General features: G+C 71.1%; 26 protein-coding genes. 8 read left to right on the top strand and 18 right to left on the bottom strand.

What is annotated here, in order from left to right:
* Nucleotides 1–153: 153 nt before the first annotated feature.
* Nucleotides 154–1632: a histidine kinase N-terminal domain-containing protein gene (locus ACYVLT_RS18130; RefSeq protein ID WP_461122243.1), complete on the bottom strand. Its 1479-nt coding sequence runs from the start codon at nt 1630–1632 to the stop codon at nt 154–156.
* On the bottom strand, nt 1633–1848 hold the full coding sequence (locus ACYVLT_RS18125; RefSeq protein WP_461121361.1) for a biotin/lipoyl-binding carrier protein: 216 nt from the start codon (nt 1846–1848) through the stop codon (nt 1633–1635).
* A gap of 107 nt (nt 1849–1955) precedes the next feature.
* Here ACYVLT_RS18125 and ACYVLT_RS18120 point away from each other — a divergent pair, with 107 nt between their 5' ends.
* Nucleotides 1956–2030 carry a 50S ribosomal protein bL37 gene (locus ACYVLT_RS18120; RefSeq protein WP_096498094.1) on the top strand — a complete coding sequence of 25 codons (75 nt, stop codon included), beginning with the start codon at nt 1956–1958 and terminating at the stop codon, nt 2028–2030.
* Nucleotides 2031–2133: 103 nt separating this feature from the next.
* Here the strand turns inward: ACYVLT_RS18120 and rsrA are convergent, their stop codons facing one another.
* Both rsrA and ACYVLT_RS18110 read right to left on the bottom strand, forming a co-directional pair.
* A complete protein-coding gene (rsrA, locus tag ACYVLT_RS18115) occupies nt 2134–2409 on the bottom strand; it encodes a mycothiol system anti-sigma-R factor (RefSeq protein ID WP_461121360.1) in 276 nt (91 codons plus the stop codon).
* A 35-nt stretch (nt 2410–2444) separates the two neighbouring features.
* Nucleotides 2445–3071: a sigma-70 family RNA polymerase sigma factor gene (locus ACYVLT_RS18110; protein WP_360452322.1), complete on the bottom strand. Its 627-nt coding sequence runs from the start codon at nt 3069–3071 to the stop codon at nt 2445–2447.
* Nucleotides 3072–3286: 215 nt separating this feature from the next.
* Between ACYVLT_RS18110 and ybaK the strand changes: the two genes are divergently transcribed.
* Nucleotides 3287–3763 (top strand): Cys-tRNA(Pro) deacylase, encoded by a 477-nt coding sequence (gene ybaK / locus ACYVLT_RS18105; protein WP_461121359.1) that lies wholly within the window; start codon nt 3287–3289, stop codon nt 3761–3763.
* A 40-nt stretch (nt 3764–3803) separates the two neighbouring features.
* Here the strand turns inward: ybaK and ACYVLT_RS18100 are convergent, their stop codons facing one another.
* Together ACYVLT_RS18100 and ACYVLT_RS18095 are read right to left on the bottom strand one after the other, a co-directional pair.
* Nucleotides 3804–4418: an alpha/beta hydrolase family protein gene (locus ACYVLT_RS18100; protein ID WP_461121358.1), complete on the bottom strand. Its 615-nt coding sequence runs from the start codon at nt 4416–4418 to the stop codon at nt 3804–3806.
* The gene (locus tag ACYVLT_RS18095) at nt 4415–5176 is read right to left on the bottom strand and encodes an SOS response-associated peptidase (RefSeq protein WP_461122242.1); all 762 of its coding nucleotides are present in this window, start codon (nt 5174–5176) and stop codon (nt 4415–4417) included. Before ACYVLT_RS18095 ends, ACYVLT_RS18100 begins: the two co-directional genes overlap by 4 nt.
* 98 nt (nt 5177–5274) lie before the next feature.
* Here ACYVLT_RS18095 and aroA point away from each other — a divergent pair, with 98 nt between their 5' ends.
* The gene (gene aroA, locus ACYVLT_RS18090; protein ID WP_461121357.1) at nt 5275–6549 is read left to right on the top strand and encodes a 3-phosphoshikimate 1-carboxyvinyltransferase; all 1275 of its coding nucleotides are present in this window, start codon (nt 5275–5277) and stop codon (nt 6547–6549) included.
* Between the two features lies 1 nt (nt 6550).
* A complete protein-coding gene (rsgA, locus tag ACYVLT_RS18085) occupies nt 6551–7561 on the top strand; it encodes a ribosome small subunit-dependent GTPase A (RefSeq protein ID WP_360452314.1) in 1011 nt (336 codons plus the stop codon).
* Nucleotides 7562–7698: 137 nt separating this feature from the next.
* Here rsgA and ACYVLT_RS18080 read toward each other — a convergent pair whose 3' ends face one another.
* Complete coding sequence (locus tag ACYVLT_RS18080) at nt 7699–8172, bottom strand: carboxymuconolactone decarboxylase family protein (protein ID WP_461121356.1); 474 nt, start codon at nt 8170–8172, stop codon at nt 7699–7701.
* 203 nt (nt 8173–8375) lie between these two features.
* On the opposite strand from ACYVLT_RS18080, the gene ACYVLT_RS18075 reads away from it, so the two are divergent.
* A complete protein-coding gene (locus ACYVLT_RS18075; RefSeq protein WP_360452310.1) occupies nt 8376–8744 on the top strand; it encodes a VOC family protein in 369 nt (122 codons plus the stop codon).
* An 18-nt stretch (nt 8745–8762) separates the two neighbouring features.
* Here ACYVLT_RS18075 and ACYVLT_RS18070 read toward each other — a convergent pair whose 3' ends face one another.
* The 3 genes from ACYVLT_RS18070 to ACYVLT_RS18060 are packed head-to-tail and all read right to left on the bottom strand — an operon-like array spanning nt 8763 to nt 11334.
* Nucleotides 8763–9254, bottom strand: a complete 492-nt coding sequence (locus tag ACYVLT_RS18070) for a DUF6912 family protein (protein WP_360452308.1) — start codon at nt 9252–9254, stop codon at nt 8763–8765.
* Nucleotides 9251–10627 carry a WS/DGAT/MGAT family O-acyltransferase gene (locus tag ACYVLT_RS18065; protein WP_461121355.1) on the bottom strand — a complete coding sequence of 459 codons (1377 nt, stop codon included), beginning with the start codon at nt 10625–10627 and terminating at the stop codon, nt 9251–9253. Before ACYVLT_RS18065 ends, ACYVLT_RS18070 begins: the two co-directional genes overlap by 4 nt.
* 38 nt (nt 10628–10665) lie before the next feature.
* Entirely contained in the window at nt 10666–11334 is a 669-nt protein-coding gene (locus ACYVLT_RS18060; RefSeq protein ID WP_461121354.1) for a phosphotransferase, read from the bottom strand.
* 63 nt (nt 11335–11397) lie between these two features.
* On the opposite strand from ACYVLT_RS18060, the gene ACYVLT_RS18055 reads away from it, so the two are divergent.
* Nucleotides 11398–12147, top strand: a complete 750-nt coding sequence (locus ACYVLT_RS18055; protein ID WP_461121353.1) for a TrmH family RNA methyltransferase — start codon at nt 11398–11400, stop codon at nt 12145–12147.
* Nucleotides 12148–12472: 325 nt separating this feature from the next.
* Here ACYVLT_RS18055 and ACYVLT_RS18050 read toward each other — a convergent pair whose 3' ends face one another.
* A complete protein-coding gene (locus tag ACYVLT_RS18050; RefSeq protein WP_461121352.1) occupies nt 12473–12883 on the bottom strand; it encodes an HAD-IA family hydrolase in 411 nt (136 codons plus the stop codon).
* Nucleotides 12884–12940: 57 nt separating this feature from the next.
* Here ACYVLT_RS18050 and ACYVLT_RS18045 point away from each other — a divergent pair, with 57 nt between their 5' ends.
* Nucleotides 12941–13330 carry an Rv3235 family protein gene (locus ACYVLT_RS18045; RefSeq protein ID WP_461121351.1) on the top strand — a complete coding sequence of 130 codons (390 nt, stop codon included), beginning with the start codon at nt 12941–12943 and terminating at the stop codon, nt 13328–13330.
* 577 nt (nt 13331–13907) lie between these two features.
* Here the strand turns inward: ACYVLT_RS18045 and secA are convergent.
* The 7 genes from secA to ACYVLT_RS18010 form a co-directional block, all read right to left on the bottom strand.
* Complete coding sequence (gene secA, locus ACYVLT_RS18040; protein WP_461121350.1) at nt 13908–16781, bottom strand: preprotein translocase subunit SecA; 2874 nt, start codon at nt 16779–16781, stop codon at nt 13908–13910.
* Between the two features lie 550 nt (nt 16782–17331).
* On the bottom strand, nt 17332–18024 hold the full coding sequence (hpf, locus tag ACYVLT_RS18035; RefSeq protein ID WP_461121349.1) for a ribosome hibernation-promoting factor, HPF/YfiA family: 693 nt from the start codon (nt 18022–18024) through the stop codon (nt 17332–17334).
* 431 nt (nt 18025–18455) lie between these two features.
* Complete coding sequence (locus ACYVLT_RS18030; protein ID WP_461121348.1) at nt 18456–19076, bottom strand: ComF family protein; 621 nt, start codon at nt 19074–19076, stop codon at nt 18456–18458.
* Between the two features lie 130 nt (nt 19077–19206).
* Complete coding sequence (locus tag ACYVLT_RS18025) at nt 19207–20934, bottom strand: LpqB family beta-propeller domain-containing protein (RefSeq protein WP_461121347.1); 1728 nt, start codon at nt 20932–20934, stop codon at nt 19207–19209.
* Nucleotides 20931–22664 (bottom strand): MtrAB system histidine kinase MtrB, encoded by a 1734-nt coding sequence (gene mtrB / locus ACYVLT_RS18020; protein WP_461121346.1) that lies wholly within the window; start codon nt 22662–22664, stop codon nt 20931–20933. The genes ACYVLT_RS18025 and mtrB overlap by 4 nt, the downstream gene beginning before the upstream one ends.
* Nucleotides 22665–22680: 16 nt before the next feature.
* Nucleotides 22681–23358, bottom strand: a complete 678-nt coding sequence (gene mtrA, locus ACYVLT_RS18015) for an MtrAB system response regulator MtrA (RefSeq protein ID WP_015104936.1) — start codon at nt 23356–23358, stop codon at nt 22681–22683.
* A 186-nt stretch (nt 23359–23544) separates the two neighbouring features.
* Nucleotides 23545–24186 carry a dTMP kinase gene (locus ACYVLT_RS18010; protein ID WP_461121345.1) on the bottom strand — a complete coding sequence of 214 codons (642 nt, stop codon included), beginning with the start codon at nt 24184–24186 and terminating at the stop codon, nt 23545–23547.
* A gap of 140 nt (nt 24187–24326) precedes the next feature.
* On the opposite strand from ACYVLT_RS18010, the gene ACYVLT_RS18005 reads away from it, so the two are divergent.
* Entirely contained in the window at nt 24327–25286 is a 960-nt protein-coding gene (locus ACYVLT_RS18005; protein WP_461121344.1) for a hypothetical protein, read from the top strand.
* Nucleotides 25287–25387 lie beyond the last annotated feature (101 nt).

Raw genomic sequence — 25387 nt, 5'->3', positions numbered from 1 at the left:
CTCACGCACAAGCACACGAAAGGCCCGACACCGTGCCAGGTGTCGGGCCTTTCGCTTGTGTTGCACACCCTCCCGCATGACCACGTGACTCGACGACGGTGAGCCGTCAATCAGACCGCTGAGGTAGGTCGTCACGTGTGCACGGGGAGCAGTCTAACGCCGCGCTCTGAGGGGTACGCGCAGGACCGCCTCTGTACCGCCTCGGGGACGCCGCCGCAAGCTCAACGAGCCCCTGAGTTCGGATTCCACCAGGGTCCGGACGATCTGCAGGCCGAGCCGGTCGGTGCGCTCCAGCGAGAAGCCCTGCGGCAGGCCGCGGCCGTCGTCCGAGATCACCACGTCCAACCACTTCGCCGAGCGCTCCGCGTGCACGACCACCTCGCCGCGCTGGCCCGCCGCGTACGCGTGCTCGAACGCGTTCTGCACGAGTTCGGTCAGCACCATCACCAGCGGGGTGGCGAGCTCGGCCGGGACGATGCCGAACGGCCCCTCGCGGCGCACCACCACCTGCGACTCGGTGGCGGCCACGTCCGACATCATCGGGATGACCTTGTCCACCACGTCGTCGAGGTCCACCCGCTCGTCCACCGACATGGACAGCGTCTCGTGCACCAGCGCGATCGACGTCACCCGGCGCACCGACTCGGCCAACGCCTCGCGCGCCTCCTCGCTGCTGGTCCGCCGGCTCTGCAGGCGCAGCAGCGCGGCCACCGTCTGGAGGTTGTTCTTCACCCGGTGGTGGATCTCGCGGATCGTCGCGTCCTTCGACATCAGGGCGCGGTCGCGGCGGCGGACCTCGGTGACGTCCCGGCACAGCACCAGCGCACCGGCCGCGCTGCCCCTCGGCCGCAGCGGCAGGGCGCGGAACAGCACCGCCGCGCCACGCCGGGACTCGGCCTCGATGCGCATGCTCGGCTGGCCGTCCAGGGCCGCCCGGATGCGCTGCGCGACCTCGGTGGCGTCGAACGGGTCGCCGATCAGGGACCGGGTCAGCGGCGCCAGGTGCACCCCGACCAGGTCGGACGCGTGGCCCATGCGGTGGTAGGCGCTCAGCGCGTTGGGGCTGGCGAACACCACCGCGCCCGAGGCGTCCAGCCGGATCAGGCCGTCACCGACGCGCGGGCTGGTGTGCACGTCCGGTGACGGCTCGGTGGTCGGGAACGTGCCGTCGGAGATCATCTGGCACAGGTCGGCGGCACTGCCCAGGTAGGAGATCTCCAACGGGCTCGGCACGCGCGGCACGGCCAGGTTCGTGTTGCGGCTGAGCACCGCGATGACCACGTCGTTCCGCTTGACCGGGATGGCCTCGCGGCGCACCGGCACGCCCAGGTGCCAGCGCGGGTCCTCCTCGCGGCAGATCCGCGCGTCGGTGATGGCCCGGCGCAGCTGCGGGTGCTCCTCGACGTCGACCATGCTGCCGACGACGTCCTCGGGGTGCGCGGTCGGCGCGGTCGTCGGCCGGGCCTGGGCGACGCACAGGAACGTCGTGTCGTCCAGCGGCACCCACATCAGGAAGTCGGCGAAGCTGAGGTCGGAGAGCAACTGCCACTCCGCGACCACCAGTTGCAGGTGGTCGACGGCGCCACCGGAGAGCTTGGTGTGCTCGGCCAGGAGATCGGTGAGCGTGGACAGCTACTCCACCACCGCGATGAGGTCGCCCTCCTGGACCACGTCACCGGGGGACACCGCGATGCGGGTGATCGTGCCCGCGCCCTCGGGGAGGACGGGGATCTCCATCTTCATGCTTTCGAGCACCACGACGGTGGTTTCGTGTGTGACCTCGTCACCCTCTTTGACGGCGATCTGGGCCACGTTCGCCACGATCTCGGCCCGGATTTCCTCGGCCATGGTCCTCCTTCGTCCGGCCACATCCAACCACGATTCAGACCCGGTGCCGTGGCCAGGTGACCGCGTGACACACTGTCGTGAGGTAGTTCGAGCACTAGGAGAACCCCATGTCGAAGCGTGCCCGCAAGCGCCGCGACCGCAAGAAGGGTGGCGCCAACCACGGGAAGCGCCCCAACGCCTGATCGACGTCACGGCGTGCGAAGGGCCCCGGAGCACCGCTCCGGGGCCCTTCGACTTCTCCGACCTACCGGGGCCACTCCCGGCCGGACGCACGGTAATGCCTGGTCAGCCGCCCGACTTCTCGGTGGTGGTCACGGTCGTGGTGACCTCGACCTCCAGCGTCGTCTGGTCCGCGGTCTGGTAGAGCCGGGCGCGCAGCCGCCGCCTCAGCTCGTCCGGCGCGTGCTCGCCGCCGCACTTGCGGGCCAGCAGCGCCTTCAGGTGCTCCTCGATGCCGTACTGCTCCAGGCACGGGTGGCACTCCTCCAGGTGCGTCTGGAGCAGGGCCTTGCGCGTCTCGTCGCACTCGTGGTCGAGGAAGAGGTAGACCTCGGACAGCACCTCTGAGCAGTCCGTTTCGTGTGGTTTGCCACAACTCATCGGCCCGCCACCTCCTGCTGGCCGTCGCGGAGGATGCCGCGCTCGCGCGCGGTGTCCGCCAGCTGGTCGCGAAGCTGCCTGCGGCCCCGGTGCAACCGGGACATCACGGTGCCGATGGGGGTGCCCATGATGTCTGCGATCTCCTTGTAGGCGAAGCCCTCCACGTCCGCGAGGTACACCGCGATCCGGAACTCCTCCGGCAGGCGCTGCAAGGCTTCCTTGACGTCTGAGTCCGGCAGCCGGTCCATCGCCTCGACCTCGGCCGACCGCAGCCCGGTCGACGTGTGGCTCTCCGCCTGCGCCAACTGCCAGTCGGTGATCTCGTCCGTCGGCTGCTGGATCGGCTGGCGCTGCTTCTTGCGGTAGCCGTTGATGTAGGTGTTGGTCAGGATGCGGTACAGCCAGGCCTTGAGGTTCGTGCCCTCCGAGAAGGACGCGAAGGCCGCGTAAGCCTTGAGGTAGGTCTCCTGGACCAGGTCCTCGGCGTCGGCCGGGTTGCGGGTCATCCGCAGAGCCGCCGAGTACAACTGGTCGAGCATCGGCATCGCGTCGCGCTCGAACCTGGCTGCGCGCTCGGCCGTTGTCTCGTCAGTCGGCGTGTTCTGCGTTCGCGTGGCTGGCACCGCGCTCCCTTCCCACCGGCTGGTCAGCGCGGCGGATGGAACTGTCTGGGACGCAGTCGAGAATACGCGGCGGTCGCCCGGACGGCAGTGAGCGGAGCCACGCGGCGGGCGTGCCCCGATTTGCCTGCCGACCTGCTGATCCATCACCTCGGTAGCCACGTTCGGAACCAACGCGACAACCGCTTCGCGCATTCCCTGCACTAGGGTGCGCGATCATGGCCGGACGTGGGACGCCCGCCACCGCGTTGCTGGACAAGCAGAAGGTGGCCTACGCGCTGCACGCGTACGAGCACGACCCCCGCCACGAGTCGTACGGGCTGGAGGCGGCGCAGGCGTTGGGCATCGCACCCGAACGGGTGTTCAAGACGCTCGTCGCGGAGGTGGACGGCCGGCTGGCCGTCGGTGTGGTTCCGGTCACCGGGCAGCTCGACCTGAAGGCGCTGGCCGCCGCCGTGGGTGGCAAGAAGGCGAAGATGGCCGACGTGGCGGCGGCCGAGCGGGCCACCGGGTACGTGGCGGGCGGCATCTCGCCGTTGGGGCAGCGCAAGCGCCTGCCGGTGGCGTTGGACGCCTCCGCGGCGGGGTTCGGGACCATCTACTGCTCGGCCGGGCGGCGTGGCCTCGAGGTCGAGCTCGCGCCGGCGGACCTGGTCAGGCTCACCCAGGCGGTCGTCGCGCCGATCTCGGCCTGACCGGGCCTCCAGGGGCCTGGCCGGACCTCCGGCGGTCCGCTCAGACCTCCAGGGGCCGCAGCACGCGGTCCAGCCACTCGCCGACCGTGCGGCCCACCGCGTCGACGTCGGCCTTGAGGTTGTGGTCGCCGGGCAGCAGCAGGACGTCGCGGTGGTGCGCGGGCTCGGGCCGGCCGAACGGGTCGTTCTCGCCCTGCACCACCAGCGTGGGCACCTCCACGCCCTCCAGCTCGGCCAACCGGGACTTCTCCGGCTTGCCCGGCGGGTGCACCGGGAACGCCAGGCACAGCACCGCCACCGCCTGGCCCTCCGACGACGTCCGGCACGCCACCCGCGCGCCCGACGACCGGCCGCCGAACACCAGCGGCAGGTCGTCGAACAGGCTCGAACCCAGCTCGTCGGCCACCGCGAGCCACGCCGCGTCGAGCTGCTTGGCGGGTGCGGGTGCCCGGCGGCCGGCCACCCGGTACGGCTGCTCCACCAGCGCCACGTGCACGCCGACGCCCACCGCCGCCCTGGTCGCCGCCACCAGGTCCGGGGCGCCGATCCCGCCGCCCGCGCCGTGCCCGAGCAGCAGCGCGGCGCGGCTCTCGGAGGCGCAGTGCAGCTCGGCCCGCGCGGGGCCGTGCGGCGTGTCGACGAGCCGCGAGGTCATGTCAACTCGAACAAGGTGGGCTCCGGCTTCTCGGACTCCCCCAGGGCGACCGCGTCCATCAGCGACGGGTCGTTGTTCTTGATGCTGTTGACCTGCATCGACACCGGACGCAGCTCTAGGGCGTCGACCAGGTCGAGGTCGGGCGCGAGCAGCTTGGCCGGGTCGGCGTTGTCCGGGTCGAGCCACGCCGCCCACCGGTCCTTCGGCAGCACGAGCGGCATCCGGTGGTGCACCGAGGTCATCTCGCCGATCGCGTCCGTGGTGAGCACGGCGCAGGTGATGATCGGCTTGCGCTCGTCGCCCTCCTGCTGCCACCACACCGACCAGATGCCGGCCATGGCGATGCTGGAGCCGTCGCCGGGGTTGATGAAGTACGGCTGCTTGCGGCCCTCGCCGGGCTGCCACTCGTACCAGCCCGCGGCGGGCACGATGCACCGGCGCTTGGCCGCCGAGTCGCGGTAGGCGGGCTTGTCCAGCACGCTCTCCGCCCGCGCGTTGATCATCTTGGCGGCGCCGGACAGGTCCTTGGCCCAGTGCGGCACCAGGCCCCAGCGCATCACGCGGACGCTGCGCTCGGTGGTGTCCGGGTCCGGGTTGCCCTCGTCGTCACGCGGGTGCCGCTCGACCACGGCGAGCACCTGCTTGGTCGGCGCGACGTTGTAGTCCGGGCCGGGCGCGTTGCCCTCGGTGCCGTCGACCGCGTCGAACTCCGCCGCGAGCAGCGCCGGGTTCTTGGTGGACGCGTACCTGCCGCACACACCGATCACCTCTCCACGGGTCACCTCGGGCAAGCCATCGTCGCACGTCGGAAAGCCCGGTGCGAGCTGTCGACCACCCGATGCGGAATCATCAAGCCATGACTCAGCAGTGGTCCGCTCCCACCGCCGACGGCCCGGTCCAGGCGACGGTACCCGTGCCCGGCTCCAAGTCGATCACCAACCGGGCGCTCGTGCTGGCCGCGCTGGCCGACCGCGCGTCCACCGTGCACACCCCGCTGCGCAGCCGCGACACCACCCTGATGGTCGCCGCGCTGCGGTCGCTCGGCGTCGACGTCACCGACGGTCCGGACGGGTCCTGGCTGGTCACACCCCACGAGATGCGCGGTCCGGCGCAGGTCGACTGCGGCCTGGCGGGCACCGTGATGCGGTTCCTGCCGCCCGCCGCCGCGCTCGCGGTCGGCGACATCACCTTCGACGGCGACCCGCACGCGCGGACCCGGCCGATGAGCACGATCCTGGGCGCGCTGCGGGCGCTCGGCGCGGACGTGGCGGGCGACGCGCTGCCGTTCACGCTGCACGGCAAGGGCGGTGTGCCCGGTGGTGAGGTCACCATCGACGCGTCGTCGTCGTCCCAGTTCGTGTCCGGGCTGCTGCTGTCCGCGGCGCGTTACGAGAGCGGCGTGACGATCCGGCACGACGGGAAGCCCGTGCCTTCGGTGCCGCACATCGAGATGACGGTGGCGATGCTGCGCGAGGCGGGTGTCGTGGTGGACGACGCGACGCCGAACGAGTGGCGGGTCGAGCCGGGCGTGGTCGAGGGCCGCGACTGGCACGTCGAGCCGGACCTGTCCAACGCCACGCCGTTCCTGGCGGCGGCGGCCGTCACCGGCGGTCGGGTGACCATCCCCGGCTGGCCGGCGGAGACCACGCAGCCCGGTGGCGCGGCGCGTGAGCTGTTCGAGCGCATGGGCTGCGAGGTCACGCTGTCCGACGCGGGCCTCACGTTGCGCGGTCCCGACCGGTTGACCGGGATCGACGTGGACCTGCGGGACGAGAGCGAGCTGACGCCGACCGTCGCGGCGCTGGCGGCGCTGGCCGAGGGCCGGACCTGGATCCGCGGCGTGGCGCACATCCGAGGCCACGAGACGGACCGGCTCGCCGCGCTCGTCACCGAGATCAACCGGCTCGGCGGCGACGCGGAGGAGACCGAGGACGGGCTGGTCATCACGCCGCGGCCGTTGCGGGGGGACGTATGGCGCGCCTACGCCGACCACCGCATGGCCACCGCGGGCGCGATCATCGGCCTGGTCGTCGCGGGCGTGTCGGTGGACGACATCGGGTCGACCACCAAGACGATCCCCGACTTCCCCGGCATGTGGGCGTCGATGCTGTCGTTGCCGGGCGCGCGCTGACGTGGCACGCGGCGACTGGCGGCGGTTGGACGAGTCCGACGTGCGGGTGCGGCCGGGCAAGGGGACCCGGCCGCGCAGCAAGCGCAGGCCCGAGCACGCGGACGCGGTGCCCGCCATGGTCGTCGGGGTGGACCGCGGGCGGTGGACGTGCGCGATGGACGACGACCCGGCGCGGATGGTGATCGCCATGCGGGCGCGCGAACTCGGCCGCACGCCGGTCGTGGTCGGCGACCACGTGGGGCTGGTCGGCGACACCTCCGGCCAGCCGGACACGTTGGCGCGGATCGTGCGGGTGGAGGAGCGGCGCAGCGTGCTGCGGCGCACGGCGGACGACACGGACCCGTTCGAGCGGGTGGTGGTGGCCAACGCCGAGCAGCTGGTGATCGTGTCGGCGTTGGCCGACCCGCAGCCGCGGCGCGGTTTCATCGACCGCTGCCTGGTCGCCGCGTACGCGGGCGGGCTGGAACCGCTGCTGTGCCTGACGAAGTCGGACCTCGCGTCGCCGGACGAGCTGCTCGCCGCCTACGCCGAGCTGGACCTGCCGGTGGTGGTGACGCGGTCCGACCAGGACCCGGACGAGCTGCGGGGGCGGTTGGTGAACCGGCTGTCGGCGTTGATCGGGCACTCGGGCGTCGGCAAGTCGACGTTGGTGAACAGGCTCGTGCCCGACGCGCACCGGGCGGTGGGCGTGGTCAGCGGCGTGGGCAAGGGGCGGCACACGTCCACCCAGACCGTGGCGCTGCCGCTGCCCGAGGGCGGTTGGGCGGTGGACACGCCGGGCATCCGCTCGTTCGGCCTAGCGCACATCACGCCGGACGACATCGTCGGCGCGTTCCCGGACATGAAGGCGATGGCCGAGGAGTGCCCGTCCGGGTGCGGTCACCTGGGTGAGCCGGACGACCCCGACTGCATGCTGGACGAGCTGGTGCGCACCGGCGAGGCGTCCCCGGGCCGCCTCGCCTCCCTGCGCCGCCTCCTGTCCTCCCGCAGCAAACTGGAGGAATACGACTAACCAGCGTGTCCTACCTCCAGAACCCGCGTGTCCTACCTCCAGAACGCGAGAGTCCTACGTTCGCGTCGCGTGAGTCCTACGTTCAGAACGCGCGTGTCCTACGTTCAGGACCCCCGAGTTCAACGCTCAGGACGCCGTCAGTCGAACTGGCCGGGCCGGTAGCCGCCCGCGGGCTGCCGCACGATCACGTTCGCGTGGTTGAAGGCGTTGATCAGGGCGATGAGGGACACCAGCGCGGCGAGCTGGTCGTCGTCGTAGTGCTTGGCGGCGTCCGCCCAGGCGTCGTCGGTGACGCCACCGGCCGCGTCGGCGATGCGGGTGCCCTGCTCCGCCAGCTCCAGGGCGGCCCGCTCGGCCTCGGTGAACACGGTGGCCTCCCGCCAGGCCGCGACGAGGTTGAGCCGGATCGACGTCTCCCCGGCGTGCGCGGCGTCCTTGGTGTGCATGTCGGTGCAGTAGCCGCAGCCGTTGATCTGGCTGGCGCGGATCTTCACCAGCTCCTGCGTCGCGGGCGGCAGCGTCGAGTCCTTGAGCGCCTTGTCCGCGGCGATGAAGTGCTTCAGCACCTTCGCCGAAGCGGGGCTGTCGATGAGGTTCAAGCGGGCTTCCACGTGCGCTCCTGCCGTTGTCGGTGGGTTACACCTCCTGGACGGCACAGCCCCAAGAGATGTGACACCCCCTCACCCGTCACAGCGGAGAGTCACGGTCGGTCCTGCCCGGTACGTACGCTCGCGCCGTTTCGTTGACCGGTTCGGGTGGCGACGTGACCGTGACCATGGGCCCGCCGCCGCACGCGGTAGTACGGTGCGCAGCCGTGGCCAAGGTGACTGGAATCGGCGGCGTTTTCCTGCGCGCGCGCAACCCCGAACGCATGGCCGAGTGGTACCGGCGGCACCTCGGCGTGCCGATGAGCGCGAGCGGCGCCATCACGTTCCACTGGGGTGAAGCGGAGACGACGACCCTCGCGCTGTTCGCCAACGACACCGACTACTTCGGCGAACCGGGGCAGCGAGCCATGATCAACCTGCGGGTGGACGACCTGACCGCGCTGCTGGCGCAGCTGCGCGGGCGGGGCGTCGAGGTGCTGCCGCAGACCGAGGACTCGGAGTACGGCCGGTTCGGGTGGTGCGTCGACCCCGAGGGCAACCGCATCGAGCTCTGGCAGCCCGCGGCCGGTATGTAACCCCCGCGCACCCGGCGGCTACATCAGCTCCAGCAGGAACGGCAGCTCCTGCGGCGCGTACCAGGCCAGCTCGTGGTCCTCGGCACCGCCGAGCGCGAACTCCGCGTCCGGGTCGCCCAGGTCCGCCGCGTCGATCACGTCGGCCGCCGCGCGCACGTCGTCCTCGGCCTCCAGCGTGTCCAGGTGGATCGCCGCGATCAGCTCCATCGGCACCGGCCCGGACAGCTTCACCACCGAGAAGTCCAGGTCCGGCCGCAGCTTCACGTCCGGCACGTCCGCCGACACGACCGCGCGCCGCGGCACGGCCTTCTCGTCACCCGCGATCAACCGCAGCGAGCCGCGCGCGGCGTCGAGCATGGCCGAGTACTCCAGCTCCTCCGTGTCACCGGTCGCGTACGACTCGCGCAACGCGGGCGTCAGGGCGAACCCCGTGCCGCCCACCGCGACGAACTCACCGCGCTCCACCAGGTCGCGCAACATCGCGACGGTCGCCGGGAGGTACACCCTCATGTGGACACCGTTCCCATCAGTTCCTCCACCGACTCCTCGACCATCGCCGCCAGCACGTCCACATCGGACATGGCGTCGCGATCGGCGTTGAGGCCGAAGTACACGCCACCGTCATAAGACGTCACGCCGATCGACAACGCCTGGTTCTTCGCCAACGGCACGACCGGGAACATCTCGATCATCTTCGCCCCCGCCGCGTACAGCGGCACCTGCGGCCCGGGCACGTTCGTCAGCACGACGTTGAACAACCGCCGGGAGAACGACGACGCCGCCCGTGCGCCCAACGCGTGCAGGGTCGGCGGCGCGAACCCCGAGAACCGCACCAACGTCTGCGCCGCCACCGACTGCCCCGACTCCTGGTGCGCGCGCATGGCGTGCGACACGTGGTGCAGCCGCACGACCGGGTTCGACTCGCCCACCGGCAGGTCCACCAGGTACGCCGACACCTGCGTCTCGTCGTCGCGCACCGACATCGGCGCCATCGCCCGGATAGTGGTGCCCGCCGTCACGATCTCGCCCCGCGACAGCAGCCAGTTGCGCAACGCACCGGACAGCACCGCCAGCACCCCGTCGTTCACCGTGCCGCCGTGCATCCGCCGGATCTCGCGGAACACGTCCAGCCTGGTGCGCGCCACCGCGAACCGCCGCTGCGGCGAGATCCGCACGTTCAACGGGCTGCCGGGCGCGGGCGTCGCGGCGGTCCGCACCGCGAAGGCCAACCCGCCGAACACCCCGGCGACCTTGCGCACGGTCGCCACCGTGTCCATCGCCGCCGAACGGACGTTCTCCACCACCTCGCCGGGCCGCTGCACGGCCTCCGCCACCGCGTCGGCCACCAGCTGCAACCCGCTCGGCTCCGGCGACGGCATCCACAACGACTCGACCGGCGGCCGCGGCGTCGCGGACACGTCCAGCATCACCTGCCCGATCTCCGGCGCGCCGAACCCGTCCACCATCGCCTGGTGGGTCTTGGTGATCACCGCGGTCCGGTTCCGGGCCAGGCCCTCGACCAGGTAGATCTCCCACAGCGGCCGGGTCTGGTCCAGCGGCCGGGACATCAGCCGCGCCACCAGGTCGTGCAACTGCTGGTCGCTGCCCGGTTTCGGCAACGCCGACCGCCGCACGTGGTAGGTCACGTCGAAGTCCGCGTCGTCCACCCACACCGGTCGCGCGAGCCGCCCGGGCACGTGCACGACCTTGTGCCGGTACCGGGGCACCAGCGACAGCCGCTGCTCGATCAGGGCGACGAGGCGGTCGTAGTCGAAGCCCGTGCGCGGCCGGCGGAACACCGCGACCCCACCGACGTGCATCGGCGTCGTGGAGTCCTCCAAGTACAGGAACGAGGCGTCCAGCGCGGACAGGCGGTCGGGCATGCGGTCCAGGCTAGTCGGTGCGGGCAGGTCGGTGCGGGCTACTCGGTGCAGTCGCGCACCAGCCGGTGCACGGCGCTGACCTCGGCTTCGTCGCGCTCGTGCCGGGCCAGCCTGATCGCCGCGGCGGCCGGCATCGCGCGGCGTGCCTCGACCCGCACCGAGCCGTCGACACCGGACAGGAACCCGCGCACCATGCGTGACCGCGCGAGCCGCTTGAACGGCCGCAGCGGTGCCACCGCGATCGCCAGCCAGCTCAACGCGACGTCGACCTTGCGGTCGCCCTTGCTCGCGCTGCCCCAGTCGACCACCACCGCGCCCTCCGGGCCCATCACGACGTTGCCGGGGTGCAGGTCGAGGTGCAGCAGGTCGCCGTCACCGCGCAGGAACGCGGGCGCGGGCACCTCGTCCAGCTTGCGGTGCAGTTCGGCCAGCTCGCGGCCGAGCGCGCCCGCGCGCCACGGCTTGGCGTCCAGCTCCTGCGACATGCGCGGGCCGGGGACGTACTCCATGACCAGGTCCGTCTCCGAGGCGTCCGCCACCCTGGGCACCGGTACGCCGTGCCGGCGCAGGTAGCGCATCAACTCGGCTTCCGGTCCCAGGTCGCGACCCGTGCGGCTGCGCTTGACCAGCAAGCCGTCGGGACGCAGGTAGACGTCCGCCTCCCGGCCGCTGGCCAGCAGGCGGTGCGCCTCGTCGCGCGATGCCATGTGACGATCATCATGATTGACGGCTCGAAAGCAAGCCCCAAACGGGTAGAGGACACTTGCCCCGTGGATGTGTCACCCAAGGACAAGTTCGTCACCGTGTACGGCCGCAAGCCCGTGCTCGAAGCCCTGGACGACCCGCGGCTCGAAGTCGACAAGGTCATGCTCGCCGACACGGCCCGCGGTCCGGCCGCCCGGGAGATCCTGGACGCGGCCAACCGCCGGGGCGTCACGGTCCAGCGGGCGACGGCGCAGCGGGTCAAGGTGCTCGCCGGGAACGGCAAGCAGGACCAGGGCGTGCTGGCCGACGTGGTGGCGCCGCGGATGCGTCCGCTGGAGGTCGGGTTGCGCGACCGGCCGCGGACCGTGCTGGTGCTCGACGGGATCACCACCCCGGCGAACGTCGGGATGATCCTGCGCACGGCCACGGCGGCGGGGGTGGACGGGATCGTGGTGCCGCGGCGCGGTGTCGCGTCGATCGACCCGATGGTGGTGAAGGCCTCGGCCGGGGTGGCGTTCCGGGCGCCGGTGCTGCGGTGCGCGACGGCGGCGGAGGCGGTCGCCGGGTTGCGGGCGGCCGGGTACCCGATCTTCGCGCTCGACGCGAACGCGCGGGAGTCGGTGTACTCGGCGGACCTGCCGGCGCGGGCGGCGTTCGTGCTGGGCAGCGAGACGGCGGGGATCTCCGACGACGTGCGGCCGCACGTGACCGGGTGGCTGTCGATCCCGATGGCGGCGGGCGTGGAGTCGCTGAACGTGGCCAGCGCGGCGGCGGTGCTGTGCTTCGAGGTGGTTCGGCGGCGGACGACTCGCTGAGGTGTCAGCGTGGTTGGCCGTGGTTGGCCGTGGCGGCTTGGGGGCGCAGCGCGGGCGCCGGAGGGCCGCTCCGACGCCCGCACTGCCTAACCCGGCTGATCGGTGGCTCACCACAGCCACCCGACGCGGTACCCGTCGGACCGTCCCGATCAGCCCCCGAGGGCCCGCACCCGCGCCCCTGGTCCGACGCCGGATGCGGAACCGCAAGCAGACACCCGCCACTCGCGCGGGTGGTGTTCGTCGGTAGCGGTCAGAACGTACGAGGGCAGTCGAGTGAGCGGCAATTCACCGCCCAGGTGGACTACCCGTAGCCGTTCGTCACCGATTAACTCCGCAGAGGGATGTCGAGCAGAGTTTCCAGTTCCTCAAGCGTGGATTGCACGGACTGGTGGTGCACGCCGACCATTCCGGCGGCCGCGGCGCCCCGAACGTTGACCGCGAGGTCGTCCACGAACACGCACTCCTGCGCGGGGAGGCCGAGCCGTTCGGCGGCGAGGAGGTAGATGCGGCGGTCGGGTTTGGCCATGCCGACCTCGCCGGAGGTGATGACGACGTCGAACAGGTCCTCCCAGCCCGTCGGTGGGCGCCAGAGGAAGTCGGCGTTCGAGAGCATGGCGGTGAGGATGCCCTGGTGACGCGCTTGGCGGGTGGCGGCGAGCAGGGGTGGTTCGATCGCCGCGTGGTCGTCGCCGAGGTCCGTGAGGACACCACCGAAGTCGAGAACGAGTCCCCGCACCGTGCCTCCATCGGGTGATCTTGGTACGAAACCCCGGCCGTCCGCCCTCGGTTCAGCATGCCACCTCAACTCCGCGCCCTGTCGTCCACGAAGCCCGCCACCGCCCGGAACCCGGAGGTCGAGGCGGCGGCGACCCCGGCACAACCGCCCACCTGCCCGCCACTGGACGCCCGACACTTCCTGTTCCCGCTGGTGGAGGCGCTGAGCGGCCGCCGTCCCCCACGGCAGTTGTCAGCCAACTTCACGCCGCGCGCCCTGACCACCGTGACGCGCGCCGCAACCCCGACCCCAACCCGCCTCGGCCGCTACCGCCTCTGCCACGTGTCGGCGGACGCGGCGGAACTGGCGGGCACCCTGCACATGCCGACCAAGGTCCGAGCCTTCGCCGCCCGAGTAGAACGCCGGGGCTCACGCTGGCACTGCACCGAGTTCCACCTGCTCCCCTGACCCCAACCGGTCCGACCGGCGGGCGGGGCCGAACCTCTCCTCGACCCCGCCGACCGATAACACGATCGGGTGACATTGCCACCAAAATGTACGGAAACACTGTTCCCGTACCTCGGTTGATTAAGACCGAGCCGGCAACCACCCCCGACCGCCACCACCCACACCCCCGACCCCACCAGCCCGTCGCCACGCCTCCGGAGATGCAGGAGCCGGGCACCGCCACGGTCGAGCGGACCCGACAAGGACCCAGCAGGACCAGACAGGACCGGAAGAGGACGAGCCGTGTGACGCGGCGGCACGGGGGCAGGGGCACGCGCCGCAAGGTGAGCGGGGCGAGGTCCGGCCGGGATAGGCAGCGCAGGACAGGCCGGGTAGACGGCCCAAGGCAGGCAGAAGAGGCAGGACGGGCCGGCAGGGCAGGCGGCGCTGGGGGGTGGCGGAGGGGTGGAAGGTAGTTGGATGCGACGAAGCGGGGCCCGGGTGGTGTCGGGCCCCGCTTCGTTTTTTGGCTTCGGTTGGTGGCTTCGTTCGTAGTTCGTTGTGGCGTTCGGTCAGGTCGTTCCGCGCCCGGTCGGGCTTACTGGCGCGGGCCCTTGCGTTGGCCCTTGGCCTGGGCGCGTGCGGCGGCTCGGCGTTCCTTGCGGGTGCCGCCGGGCTGGCCTGCGGCACCTTGCTGGGCGGTGTTGCCGCTGGTCTCGGCGTCGCCGCTCTCCGACGGGCCCGAGTAGGTCAGGCCCTGCTGGGCGTGGCCGTCCAGACCCTTGCCGCGCAGCGCGGGCGGGATGGCGTTGCCGCTCTGGAGTTGGGCCAGGGCGGGGCCCGCGGGTGCCTGGTTGGCGTCCGCCTGCTGCTGGGCGGCAGCGGCGGCGGCTGCGCGGGCTCGGGCGCGGCTGCCGGTCAGTGGGCCGCCGTTGGCGATCGAGACCTGGACCGGCGGCTCGGCGGCGGGCTCGGGTTCCGCGGCTTCCACCTGGAGGTTGAACAGGAAGCCGACGGTCTCCTCCTTCAGCGCTTCGAGCATGCCGTTGAACATGTCGAAGCCCTCCCGCTGGTACTCGATCAGCGGGTCGCGCTGGGCCATCGCCCGCAGGCCGATGCCCTCCTTGAGGTAGTCCATCTCGTACAGGTGCTCGCGCCACTTGCGGTCCAGCACGGAGAGCAGGACGCGGCGCTCCAGCTCACGCATGGCGCCCGGCCCGACCCGGCCGTCGATGTCCGCCTCACGCGCCTCGTACGCGGCCAGGGCGTCGGCCTGCAGCTTCGCCTTCAGCGACTCGCGGGTGACGTCGTCGTCCTCCTCGACCACCTTCTTGTGGTCGAGCGCGATCGGGTACAGCGTCTTGAGCGCCGTCCACAGCTGGTCGAGGTCCCAGTCCTCGGCGTAACCGTCGGCCGTCGCGCCGTCGACGTAGTCGCCGACCACGCTGGTGATCATGTGCTCGACCTGTTCACGCAGGTCCTCACCGTCGAGCACGCGGCGGCGCTCGGCGTAGATCACCTTGCGCTGCTCGTTCATGACCTCGTCGTACTTGAGGACGTTCTTGCGGATCTCGAAGTTCTGCTGCTCGACCTGCGTCTGCGCGCTGCGGATGGCCCGGGTGACCATCTTGTGCTCGATCGGCACGTCGTCCGGCACCTTCAGCCGGGTCATGACCGTCTCGACCATCGCCGCGTTGAAGCGGCGCATCAGCTCGTCCTTCAACGACAGGTAGAACCGCGACTCGCCGGGGTCGCCCTGGCGGCCGGAACGACCGCGCAGCTGGTTGTCGATGCGCCGCGACTCGTGCCGCTCGGTGCCCAGCACGTACAGGCCGCCCGCCGCGCGGACCTCCTCGGCCTCGGCGGTGACCTCGGAGGTGATCTCCTCGATCAGCTTCGCCCAGGCGGCCTCGTACTCTTCCGCGTGCTCGACCGGGTCGAGGCCGCGTTCGCGCAGCTCGTGGTCGGTGATGATGTCCGGGTTGCCGCCCAGCACGATGTCCGTGCCGCGACCGGCCATGTTGGTGGCGACCGTGACGGCGCCCTTGCGGCCGGCCTTGGCGATGATCAGCGCCTCGCGCTCGTGGTGCTTGGCGTTGAGCACCTCGTGCGGGATGCCCTTCTGCACGAGCAGCTTCGACAGGTACTCGGAGCGCTCGACGCTGGTCGTGCCGACCAGCACCGGCTGGCCCTTCGCGTGCCGCTCGGCGATGTCCTCGGCGACGGCCTCGAACTTCGCCTCCTCGGTCTTGTAGACGAGGTCGGACTCGTCCTTGCGCTGCATCGGGCGGTTGGTCGGGATCGGCACCACGCCGAGCTTGTAGGTCTGGTGGAACTCGGCCGCCTCGGTCTCGGCGGTACCGGTCATGCCGCCCAGCTTCCGGTACAGGCGGAAGTAGTTCTGGAGGGTGATCGTGGCGAGGGTCTGGTTCTCCGCCTTGATCTCGACGCCTTCCTTGGCCTCGATCGCCTGGTGCATGCCCTCGTTGTAGCGACGACCCGCCAGCACGCGACCGGTGAACTCGTCGACGATCATGACCTCGCCGTTGCGGACGATGTAGTCCTTGTCCTTGGCGAAGAGCTCCTTGGCCTTGATCGAGTTCTGGAAGTACCCGACCAGCGGGGTGTTGGTCGAGTCGTACAGGTTGTCGATGCCGAGCTGGTCCTCGACGAACTGCACGCCCGCCTCGGTGACGCCGACCGTGCGCTTGCGCTCGTCCACCTCGTAGTGGGTGTCGCGGCGCATCTTGGTGGCCAGCCGGGCGAACTCGACGTACCAGCGCGACGACTGGTCGGCCGGGCCGGAGATGATCAGTGGCGTGCGGGCCTCGTCGATGAGGATCGAGTCGACCTCGTCGACCATCGCGAAGTAGTGGCCGCGCTGGACCATCTCCTCGCGGCTCCAGGCCATGTTGTCGCGGAGGTAGTCGAAGCCGAACTCGTTGTTCGTGCCGTAGGTGATGTCGGCGTTGTAGGCGACGCGGCGCTGTTCGGGCGTCATCTCCGACAGGATCGCGCCGACGGTGAGGCCGAGGAACCGGTGGATGCGGCCCATCCAGTCGGCGTCGCGCTTGGCCAGGTAGTCGTTGGTCGTGACGACGTGCACGCCCTCGCCGGCGATGGCGTTGAGGTACACGGGCAGCACGGACGTCAGCGTCTTGCCCTCACCGGTGCGCATCTCGGCGATCTGCCCGAGGTGCAGCGCCGCGCCGCCCATGAGCTGGACGTCGAACGGGCGCTGGCCGAGGGTGCGCTTGGCTCCCTCTCGGACGACCGCGAAGGCCTCCGGCAGCAGCTCGTCGAGTGACTCGCCGTCGGCGTAGCGCTTGCGGAACTCCTCGGTCTTCGCGCGCAGCTCCGCATCGGAGAGGTCGACGACGTCGTCTTCGAGGTTGTTGATGTGCGCTGCGATGTTGCGCAGGCGCTTGAGCATCTTGCCCTCGCCGGCGCGGAGCAGTCGGGACAGCACCATCTGGGTCGACCTCATTACCTCATCGCGACGCGCCCGGGGGACGGGCGCCTTCCACAGGGGTTCGCCACGGCCATGGCGAACCTTCACCACCTGCCATCGTAGGCAAGTCGTGAACGTGTGTGCACAGACACAGGTAGGAACCCCTGTCGAACGTCCAGCGGAACCCCTCCGGAGCACCCGCGCCGACGCCGACAAGATCGCTTTCCGTGATCGCGCACCGGCGGGTACCACCCGGTTGGACGCATGGGGCGCGGGCTCGACGGCCGCGCGCGCCAAGATCGCGCCATTCACCTGATTCAGAGACGAATGCCACACCATCGGACGCCGGAGCTCCCGCGCCTCGGGCGCAGGACAAGTTCGACGGACGTCGAATAGGCGGAGGATGACACTTCACCGGATCACGACGGTCGTCCGCGCCCCATTCTTTGCCGATCACGCACTTCGACCGGTGGAGAATGGGGCGCGGACGACCTGGCCGCCGCGTCAGCGGCCACTCGACTCAACTGGTCGACCGACCGCCGCGTGCGGAGCAGCGGCCGGGAAACACAGCTCAGGCCAGTCTGATCACGCCGTAGTCGAATCCCTTCCGGCGGTAGACGACGCTCGGACGGCCGCTGTCGGCGTCGGAGAAGAGGTAGAAGTCGTGGCCGACCAGTTCCATCTCGTAGAGGGCCTGGTCGACGGTCATCGGCTTGGCCGTGTGCTCTTTCTCGCGCACGATCTGGCCGGGCAGGTTGTCCTCGATGCCGTCTTCCCAGCGCTGCGCGGGCACTTCCGCCATGCCCTCGTGCGCGGGTTCCGGCTCGGTTGCTTCCAGCACCGCGGTGTGGCCGAGCCACATGCCCTGCGCCTGGCCGCCGTCGCCGTCCGGCAGGAGGGGGAGCGACTCCGCGAGTCCGCTCGTCGCCTCGGCGACTGAAGTCGGGCCACGTCGCCCGTGGTGTACGCGCCTGCGGTCATGAGAGCGCCGCAGCCGGTTTTCGAGCTTGCTCACCGCGGAGTCCAGGGCGGCGTAGAAGTCGCCCGCACATGCTTCGGAACGAACCACCGGACCGCGTCCCTTGCCGGTGATCTCGACACGCTGGCAGTTCTTGGACTGCCTGCGGTTCGGCTCGTGGAAAAGCTCCACGTCGAAGCGGATGACCTTGCGGTCGTAACGCTCAAGCCTGGCCAGCTTTTCGGCGACGTGAACCCTGTAATGATCGGGCACCTCGACGTTGCGGCCCTTAACGACGATGTCCATACACGACCTCCCTCGCTTTGCTGCGAGCAATGGCTTCGGATCGCTTGGGCGCCGGGTCCGCGATCATGTTCGCGGACTTGTCGCTGAGGGTGGTCCCTCAGTGCCTCACCGGCGCCAGGGTCATGGGCTGCTCGCCTCCTCCCCGCGTGCCGGGAACGCTGATAGCGGTGCACGTTAGCCCGGTATTCGCCGCTGCGACAGCCCCCGGGGCGGGGGAAATCCAAGATTTTCTTGTCGTAACGCAGAGCGACGAAAAATCGGCACCGACGGCGCGCCGCACCGACACGCCGGAACCTCGCGCGGACAACGGCTCACCCGAACGGCCGAGGTCGGCGCGAGCACCCGCCTGCAGAGTGGTTACGTCGAACGGCCTCTGCGTGGGCGTCATAACCGGCCAACGGCCGAGCGTCCCGGGAGGTTCCCGGTGCGGTTCACCCGTGTGGGTGGGATCCGCGTGCAGTTGTCAGCGTGAGGACAGCGGGTACCCCGAATCCGGCCGCTTTCAACACCGAAACGCAGGCGCGTGCCGTCGAACCCGTCGTCACCACGTCATCCAGCAGGACGACCGGGGTTCGCGGTGGTGGCAGACATTCCGGGACGAGTCGGACACGGCCGGCGAGATTGGCCTGTCGAGACGCCGCGTCGAGCGCCGCCGAATCGCGAACTCCTCTCGCGAACGCCAGCGCCGGCGCCGCGGAAAAGCCGGACGCACGTGCCACTCCCAATACGTGGGAACCGCCGCGGGCACGGGCGGCCGACGCACGGGAAGGCGCGGGCACGAGCCACGGGTCGGGACCCACGCCGGGCAGCCGGGGCACCGCGGCGGCGACCAGCGCGCCGAACACGGCCGCCAGCTCGCGCCGCCCGCGCTCCTTGAACGCGAGCACCAGCTCACGCGCCGCTCCCCCGTACGCGGCCAACGCGAACACCGGCGGCCCGACACCGGGGACGCGCACCGGAGGGCCGAACAGGGCCAGGCAACGGGCGCACGCACGCGCACCCCAGGCGCCGCAGCCGGGACAACGGGGCGGGAACAGCAGGTTGATCAGCATGGCCCCGACGATGCCGGCGCCCACCGACAAAACGGCCCCCTGCGCCGAGGTGCGCGGCGTGCTCGATCGGGTGAAGATGGAGCGACCGCAGAAGATCCGACCAACCGATGGATCCGACCGACCGCCAACCTCAACCCGGGTAGAACGCCTGGGTGCCCGGCTCGACCTTCGTGGTCGACGCGCGCCACACGTCGCCCACGTCGTTCGCGCTCCACAGCCCGCTCTGGTCCACCGCCAGCACGTTGCGCCCCGGCGCGGCGGTCACGGAGGCGACCGGGACGGTCAGGTTCGACGTGTTGTACCGCTCGACCCGCACCCCGTCGATGTTGACCTTCGCGATCGGCCACGCGGCCAGCGACGTGCTCACCACCAGGACGTCCTGCGCGAGCCAGTCCAGCGCCAACGCGCTGGTGCCGAGCTGCGACGGCTGGAGGTGGCGCGGCGACCGCAGCGACACCGCCGAGTCCTGACCGCGCACCACCGCCGCCACCACGAGCTTGCCGTCCACCACGGCCGCCACGCGGGTGCCGTCGCGCGACAACCGCAGCTCGGTGATCTTCCCCAGCTCGGTGAGCTCGGAGGCGTTGACCGCGTTCGCCGTCCACCCGCTGTCGGTCTTGATCACGCGCACCACCGTGGCGCCGTCGGCGACGGTCCACACCTCGGTGCCCGGTTCGCCCTGACGCCCGCTGAGCAGCCACGTCGGCCTGGTCATGGTGGCCGCGCGCAGGTCGACCTCGGCCAGCTGCTCCGACAGCGGTCCGACCCGCAGCCGCACGGAGTTCCCCGCCCGGCCCACCGCGGCCAGCTGGCTGCCGTCCAACGACTGCGCGGCGCTCACCAGCTGGTAGTCGCCCGCCCCGGCGGGTCCGGGCACCGGGTCGCCGTTGACCTGCTTGACCCGCCCGTCGCCGACCAGCATCCCGTGCAGGTCGGCGTCCGGCGTGGTCAGGGCCTCACCGGTCTGCACGTCGGCGGGCCGCCACTCGTGCTGGTCGGCGTTGATCGACTGACCTTCGACCAGCACCCGGATCCGGCTGCTGGTGACGCCCGCGAGCGACTTCACCACCTGCGCCACGATCTGCTTGCCGACCTGGACCGTGATGTCGCCGACCTTCGTCAGGTCGACCTCGAGCGCGCCGTCGTTGGCCTCGGAGGTGTTCCTGCGCTGGGTCGCGCCGTTCGGGATGGCCGTGGCCAACGCGCCGCGCATCCCCACCGACGGCCCCTTGAGCAGCAGGCTCGTCACCCGGCTCGGGATCGACGTCGACGGCGCGATGACCACCCACCTCGGGTCGGGCACGAGCACGCTGAAGTCGGGGCTGTGGAAGAACAGCGTCACCCGCCGGTAGTTCTGCTGGAACCCGCCCAACGGCACGTAGATGCCATCGGGCGGTGCGGAGATGCGCCACTGGCCCTCGTTGTCGCGCTCGATCCCGATCGGGGTGTCGAGCGGGCCGATGAGCTGGATGAACGAGTTGTCCTCCAGCTGCAACCGGCCGACGTTGCGGCCTTGGAGCAGCACCGTGCGGTGCCGGTCGTCCGCCGTCAAGCCCGGCGTCGGCACGGTGTTGAACGTCGTGTCGATGATCGTCGGCGTGCCCTTGGTGTTCCACGCCTTCTTCGCGTCCTCGGTCAGGTACGCCTTGGCCGCCGCGTAGTCGCTCTCCGGGTTGGCCGAGGCGTTGACGAACTCCCGGACCAGCGTCAACGGGTCGATGTCGGGCACCGGTTCGGGCGCCGCGGCCGCGCTGGCGTTGCCCGCCGACGGGTTGACCGCGATCGGCGAGGTCTCGGTGGGTATCGCGGCGCAGCCGGCGGCCACCAGCACGCCCAGGAGCACCGCGAGCAGCCTCACCGGACCTCCTCGCGTTCGCCGGTGACCGGTTGCGCGGGCTGCCACGTGATCTCCTCCTCGGTCAGCTCGACCTCCTCCACCGGCTCGGGCGCGTCCGGCTCGGGCTCGACCACGGGCGGCAGGTCCGGCGGCTCCAGCGGCAGCGGGCTCGAGGTCGGCTCGTGGCCGAGCCGGCACGGGATGGTGAGCCGGAACACCGCGCCGAGGCCGCGCTCGCCCCACGCCTCCAGCTTGCCGCCGTGCAGCCGCGCGTCCTCCAGGCTGATCGACAGGCCGAGGCCGGTGCCCCCGGTGCGGCGGTTGCGGGACGGGTCGGCGCGCCAGAACCGGTTGAACACCAGCTCCGCCTCGCCGGGGCGCAGGCCGACGCCGTGGTCCCGCACGGTCACCGCGACCGCGTCGCCGTCGCCGCGCAGCGTCAGCTCGACCGGCAGGCCCTCGCCGTGGTCGATGGCGTTGGCCAGCAGGTTGCGCAGGATCCGCTCGACCCGGCGGGAGTCCAGCTCGGCGTTGACCTCGTGGTCGGGCAGGTCCATCACGATCGTGGTGCCGCTGCTGTTGGCGATCGCGCGCACCGCGTCGTGGGCGCGCCTGGCCAGCACGCGGATGTCGACCAGCTCGGCGGCCAGCTCCTCCACGCCCGCGTCGAGCCTGCTGATCTCCAGCAGGTCGCCCAGCAGCGACTCGAACCGGTCCAGCTCGTCGACCAGCAGCTCGGTCGAGCGGGCCAGGCCGCCGGGGAACTGCTCGCGTGAGGCGTGCAGCACGTCCGCGGCCATCCGCACGGTCGTCAGCGGTGTGCGCAGCTCGTGCGACACGTCGGAGGTGAACCGGCGTTGCAGCTGGCCGAACTCCTCCAGCTGGTGGATCTGCCGCTGGATGCTGGCGGCCATCTCGTTGTACGACTCGGCCAGCCGCGCCACGTCGTCCTCGCCGACCACGGGCATCCGCTGGTCGAGGCTGCCGTCGGCGAACCGCTCGGCGATCTCGGCGGCCTGCCGCACCGGCCGGACCACCTGGCGGGTGACCAGGTTCGCGATGAGCGCGAGCAGCAGGAGCAGCACCACGCCGCCGACGACCAGGGTGCTCTGCACGACGTCCGCGGTGGCCTGTTCGCTGGTCAGCGGGAACAGCAGGTACAGGTGCATGGCGCGGGCGGAGCTGTTCACCGGTTTGCCGACGACGAGCAGCGTGGTGGGTCCGGTCTCCCGTTCCACGGTGGTGATCTGGTAGCCGGCGCTGCCCCGTTCGAGCATCTTGAACAGCCCGTCCGGCACGTCCTCGTACTGGCCGACGGCGACCGGCAGGCCGTCGGAGCCGGTGCCGACGGGGTCGCGGAGCACCGGCTCGAACGCGCCCGCGCCGGAACTGGTGGGGTCGAGGTCCACCCCGGAGGTGTTGATCTTGTTCAGGGCGGTGGTGAACCGGGTCTTGACGCTGTCGGGGCCGGGGTTGAGGCCCGCGAGGTCCGGCTGGATCGCCGCCGCGCTCGCCTCGGTCTGCCGGACCGCCGCCTCGATCTTGGTCTCCAGCAGCTGGCCGGTGATCTGCACCTGGAGCACCATGCCCAGCACGAACACCACGGCCGACGACAGCGCGAGCGTGCTGACCACGACGCGCAGTTGCAGCGAACGCCGCCACAGCTCGCCGAACGACACGGCCTGCCGCCGCGCGCGTTCGACCCCGCGGCGCACTTCGCGCACCGCGGGATCGAACCAACGCGAAGTCATGTCCGGTGGATCCCGATCACGGAGGGCCGGCCTTGTACCCGACGCCGCGCACGGTGAGCACCACCTCGGGGTGCTCCGGGTCGCGCTCGACCTTGGAGCGCAGGCGCTGCACGTGGACGTTCACCAGGCGGGTGTCCGCCGCGTGCCGGTAGCCCCAGACCTGCTCCAGGAGCACCTCGCGGGTGAACACCTGGCGCGGCTTGCGGGCCAGCGCCACGAGCAGGTCGAACTCCAGCGGCGTCAGCTGGATCGGCTTGCCCTCGCGCAGCACCTCGTGCCCGGGCACGTCGATCGTCAGGTCGCCGATCTGGAGCACCTCGGCGGGCTCGGCCTCGGTGCGCCGCAGGCGGGCGCGGATGCGCGCCACCAGCTCCTTCGGCTTGAACGGCTTGACCACGTAGTCGTCCGCGCCGGACTCCAGCCCGAGCACCACGTCCACCGTGTCGCTCTTCGCGGTCAGCATCACGATCGGGACGCCCGACTCGGACCGGATCGCCTTGCAGACGTCGATGCCGTTCATGCCGGGCAGCATCAGGTCGAGCAGGACCAGGTCCGGCTTCAACTCGCGCAGCGCGGGCAGCGCGCGGGCGCCGTCGGCCACCACAGCGGTGTCGAAGCCCTCGCCCCGCAGCACGATGGTCAGCATCTCCGCCAGAGCGGGGTCGTCGTCCACGACGAGCACGCGTGCCTTCATACCCAACATCGTCCCACTAGTGGTCGGAAGTCCACGCACCGCCCAGCGGTCATCGCTGCTGGTCGTCGTGCGCGTCCACTCCGTAGCCAGTCTCTGCCGCCGATCCACGTGCCCACCTCGTCCCGCCGAAACGCGAATCCTCAGCGACTCATCGGCCCAGTGGTGACGTTTTGTTACTTTCTTACCCTAATGGGTGAACCACCGGTCGAGTAGCGCCTCGACGTGCAGGTCAGCGGTACCGTCCAGCACCTCCCACGGCGACAGCCAGCCCACCGCGGCCAACCCGTCGTAGACGGCGGCGCAGCGCGCCTGGAGCCCGCCGTCGGACTCGTAGAGGTCGCGACCTCGGGCTTCCTCCGCCTCCCGGTGGGCCGCGCGGTCGGCCGCGACGGCCACGGGCACGCGCAGCAGCAAGTGCAGGGCCGGGATCGGCAAGCCGAAGCGGTCCACCTCCAGCGCGCGCAGCCACTCGACGAACTCGCCATCGGCCGCCTGGTGCAGCCGGGCCGCGCCGTAGGCCGCGTTGGACGCGATGTACCGGTCGAGCAGCACCACGTCGTACTGGTCCAGGTCGGCGCGGATCCGGTCGGCCGCGCCGCGCCGGTCGAGGGCGTAGAGGACCGACATGCCGTACACCGAGTCGGTCAGGTCGCCGAGCCGGCCGTGCAACGCGTCGCGCACCAGATCGGCGTGCACGTCCTCGTCGTACCGGGGGAACGCGCCGGTCGCGACCTTCGCGCCACGCGCGTCCAGCGCGTCGGTCAACGCCTTGGCCAGGGTGCGCTTGCCGGCGCCGTCCAGACCTTCGATCACGACGAGTTTTCCCACGAGGACACCCTAAGGGCCACCCTCCGCTCACGATCGGCCGCATGACATCGCCCAGTCGGGCGATCAGAGATCCTTTGCGTCACCAGATTGAGTGACTACGGTGAACCCCATTTCCGGTTGCGCGAAAGGGTGGTGCCGCGGTGGCCGCGGATTCCGGGCACGCCAGACCGGTTGACGAGCAGGCCGCCCAGCCGCCCGGGAGCCTGCCGGGCGGGCTCGCCGAGACGCTGCGCTACGGACCGTTCCACCGTGCCCTGCACGACGCCATCGCGCACCGCGGCCTGTCCCTGGCCAGGCTGCGGGCGCACCTGGAACAGCTGGGCGTGCAGGTCGGGCAGTCGACCCTGAGCTACTGGCAACGCGGGCTGCGGCATCCCGAAGTGCCGCGCGCGATCGCCACCGTGCGGGCGCTGGAGACCGTGCTCAGGCTGCCGCCCGAGTCGCTGGTCGCGCTCGTCGGCAACCGGCCGCAACCCCGGCTGACCAGGCCGAGCGGCTGGGTGTCGCCGGTGCCGGTGGTGTCGGAGTTCGAGGCCGTGACCGACGTCGGCGCGAACACCGACATCGAGCTGCTGGCCGTGCACGACACCGTGCTGATCGGGCCGGAGCGGGAGCAGCGGTCGATCAGCACCCGGCTGGTGGTGCGGGCGGCGAAGGCCGGGCCGGACCGGTTCCTGGCCGTGCACCAGGGCGACGACGGGTGCCTGATCGACAACGCGCTCGTGCGGCCGGGCGAGGGGTGCCGGCTGGGACGGCTGCGCAGGCAGCTCGCCACCCGCGGGTTAGCGTTCGAACTGCTGTTCGACCGCAGGCTGGCCGAGGGCGAGGAGCACGTGTTCAGCTTCACCGTGGTGGACGACACCGGCGGCCCCACCCCCGGCCACGGCCGGGCGTTCCGCGAACCGTGCCGCGGCTACCTGCTGCAACTGGCCTTCAACCGCCGCGCCCTGCCCGCCCGCTGCACCAAGCAGTTCCGGGTGGACGCCGACGCCGCGCCGGTGGACCTGGAGGAGCTGGTCTGCGGCCTGGGCGGCTTCGCCAGCGCCTACTTCGAGGACGTCGGCCCCGGCATCGCCGGCATCAGCGTCGAGTGGACCTAGCGCAACGGCCGGGGCCTACCCGGGGCGACCACAACGCGAGGTCGCGTCGGTCGGTCGCGACTCATTTCCCGACGATCACGCCCTTCGATCGCCGGGAAATC

Source organism: Saccharothrix stipae, from assembly GCF_054781895.1.
This window is presented reverse-complemented; position numbering and strand designations above follow the sequence as displayed.

Bases quoted from the DNA above. Each gene is read 5' to 3' on its own strand.
- aroA (WP_461121357.1), top strand. From the start codon at position 5,275: ATGACTCAGCAGTGGTCCGCTCCCACCGCCGACGGCCCGGTCCAGGCG.
- ACYVLT_RS18045 (WP_461121351.1), top strand. From the start codon at position 12,941: ATGCCACCTCAACTCCGCGCCCTGTCGTCCACGAAGCCCGCCACCGCC.
- ACYVLT_RS18030 (WP_461121348.1), bottom strand. From the start codon at position 19,076: ATGCTGATCAACCTGCTGTTCCCGCCCCGTTGTCCCGGCTGCGGCGCC.
- ACYVLT_RS18070 (WP_360452308.1), bottom strand. From the start codon at position 9,254: ATGAGGGTGTACCTCCCGGCGACCGTCGCGATGTTGCGCGACCTGGTG.
- ybaK (WP_461121359.1), top strand. From the start codon at position 3,287: ATGGCCGGACGTGGGACGCCCGCCACCGCGTTGCTGGACAAGCAGAAG.
- ACYVLT_RS18100 (WP_461121358.1), bottom strand. From the start codon at position 4,418: ATGACCTCGCGGCTCGTCGACACGCCGCACGGCCCCGCGCGGGCCGAG.
- mtrB (WP_461121346.1), bottom strand. From the start codon at position 22,664: ATGACTTCGCGTTGGTTCGATCCCGCGGTGCGCGAAGTGCGCCGCGGG.
- mtrA (WP_015104936.1), bottom strand. From the start codon at position 23,358: ATGAAGGCACGCGTGCTCGTCGTGGACGACGACCCCGCTCTGGCGGAG.
- ACYVLT_RS18065 (WP_461121355.1), bottom strand. From the start codon at position 10,627: ATGCCCGACCGCCTGTCCGCGCTGGACGCCTCGTTCCTGTACTTGGAG.
- secA (WP_461121350.1), bottom strand. From the start codon at position 16,781: ATGGTGCTGTCCCGACTGCTCCGCGCCGGCGAGGGCAAGATGCTCAAG.
- hpf (WP_461121349.1), bottom strand. From the start codon at position 18,024: ATGGACATCGTCGTTAAGGGCCGCAACGTCGAGGTGCCCGATCATTAC.
- ACYVLT_RS18125 (WP_461121361.1), bottom strand. From the start codon at position 1,848: ATGGCCGAGGAAATCCGGGCCGAGATCGTGGCGAACGTGGCCCAGATC.
- ACYVLT_RS18060 (WP_461121354.1), bottom strand. From the start codon at position 11,334: ATGGCATCGCGCGACGAGGCGCACCGCCTGCTGGCCAGCGGCCGGGAG.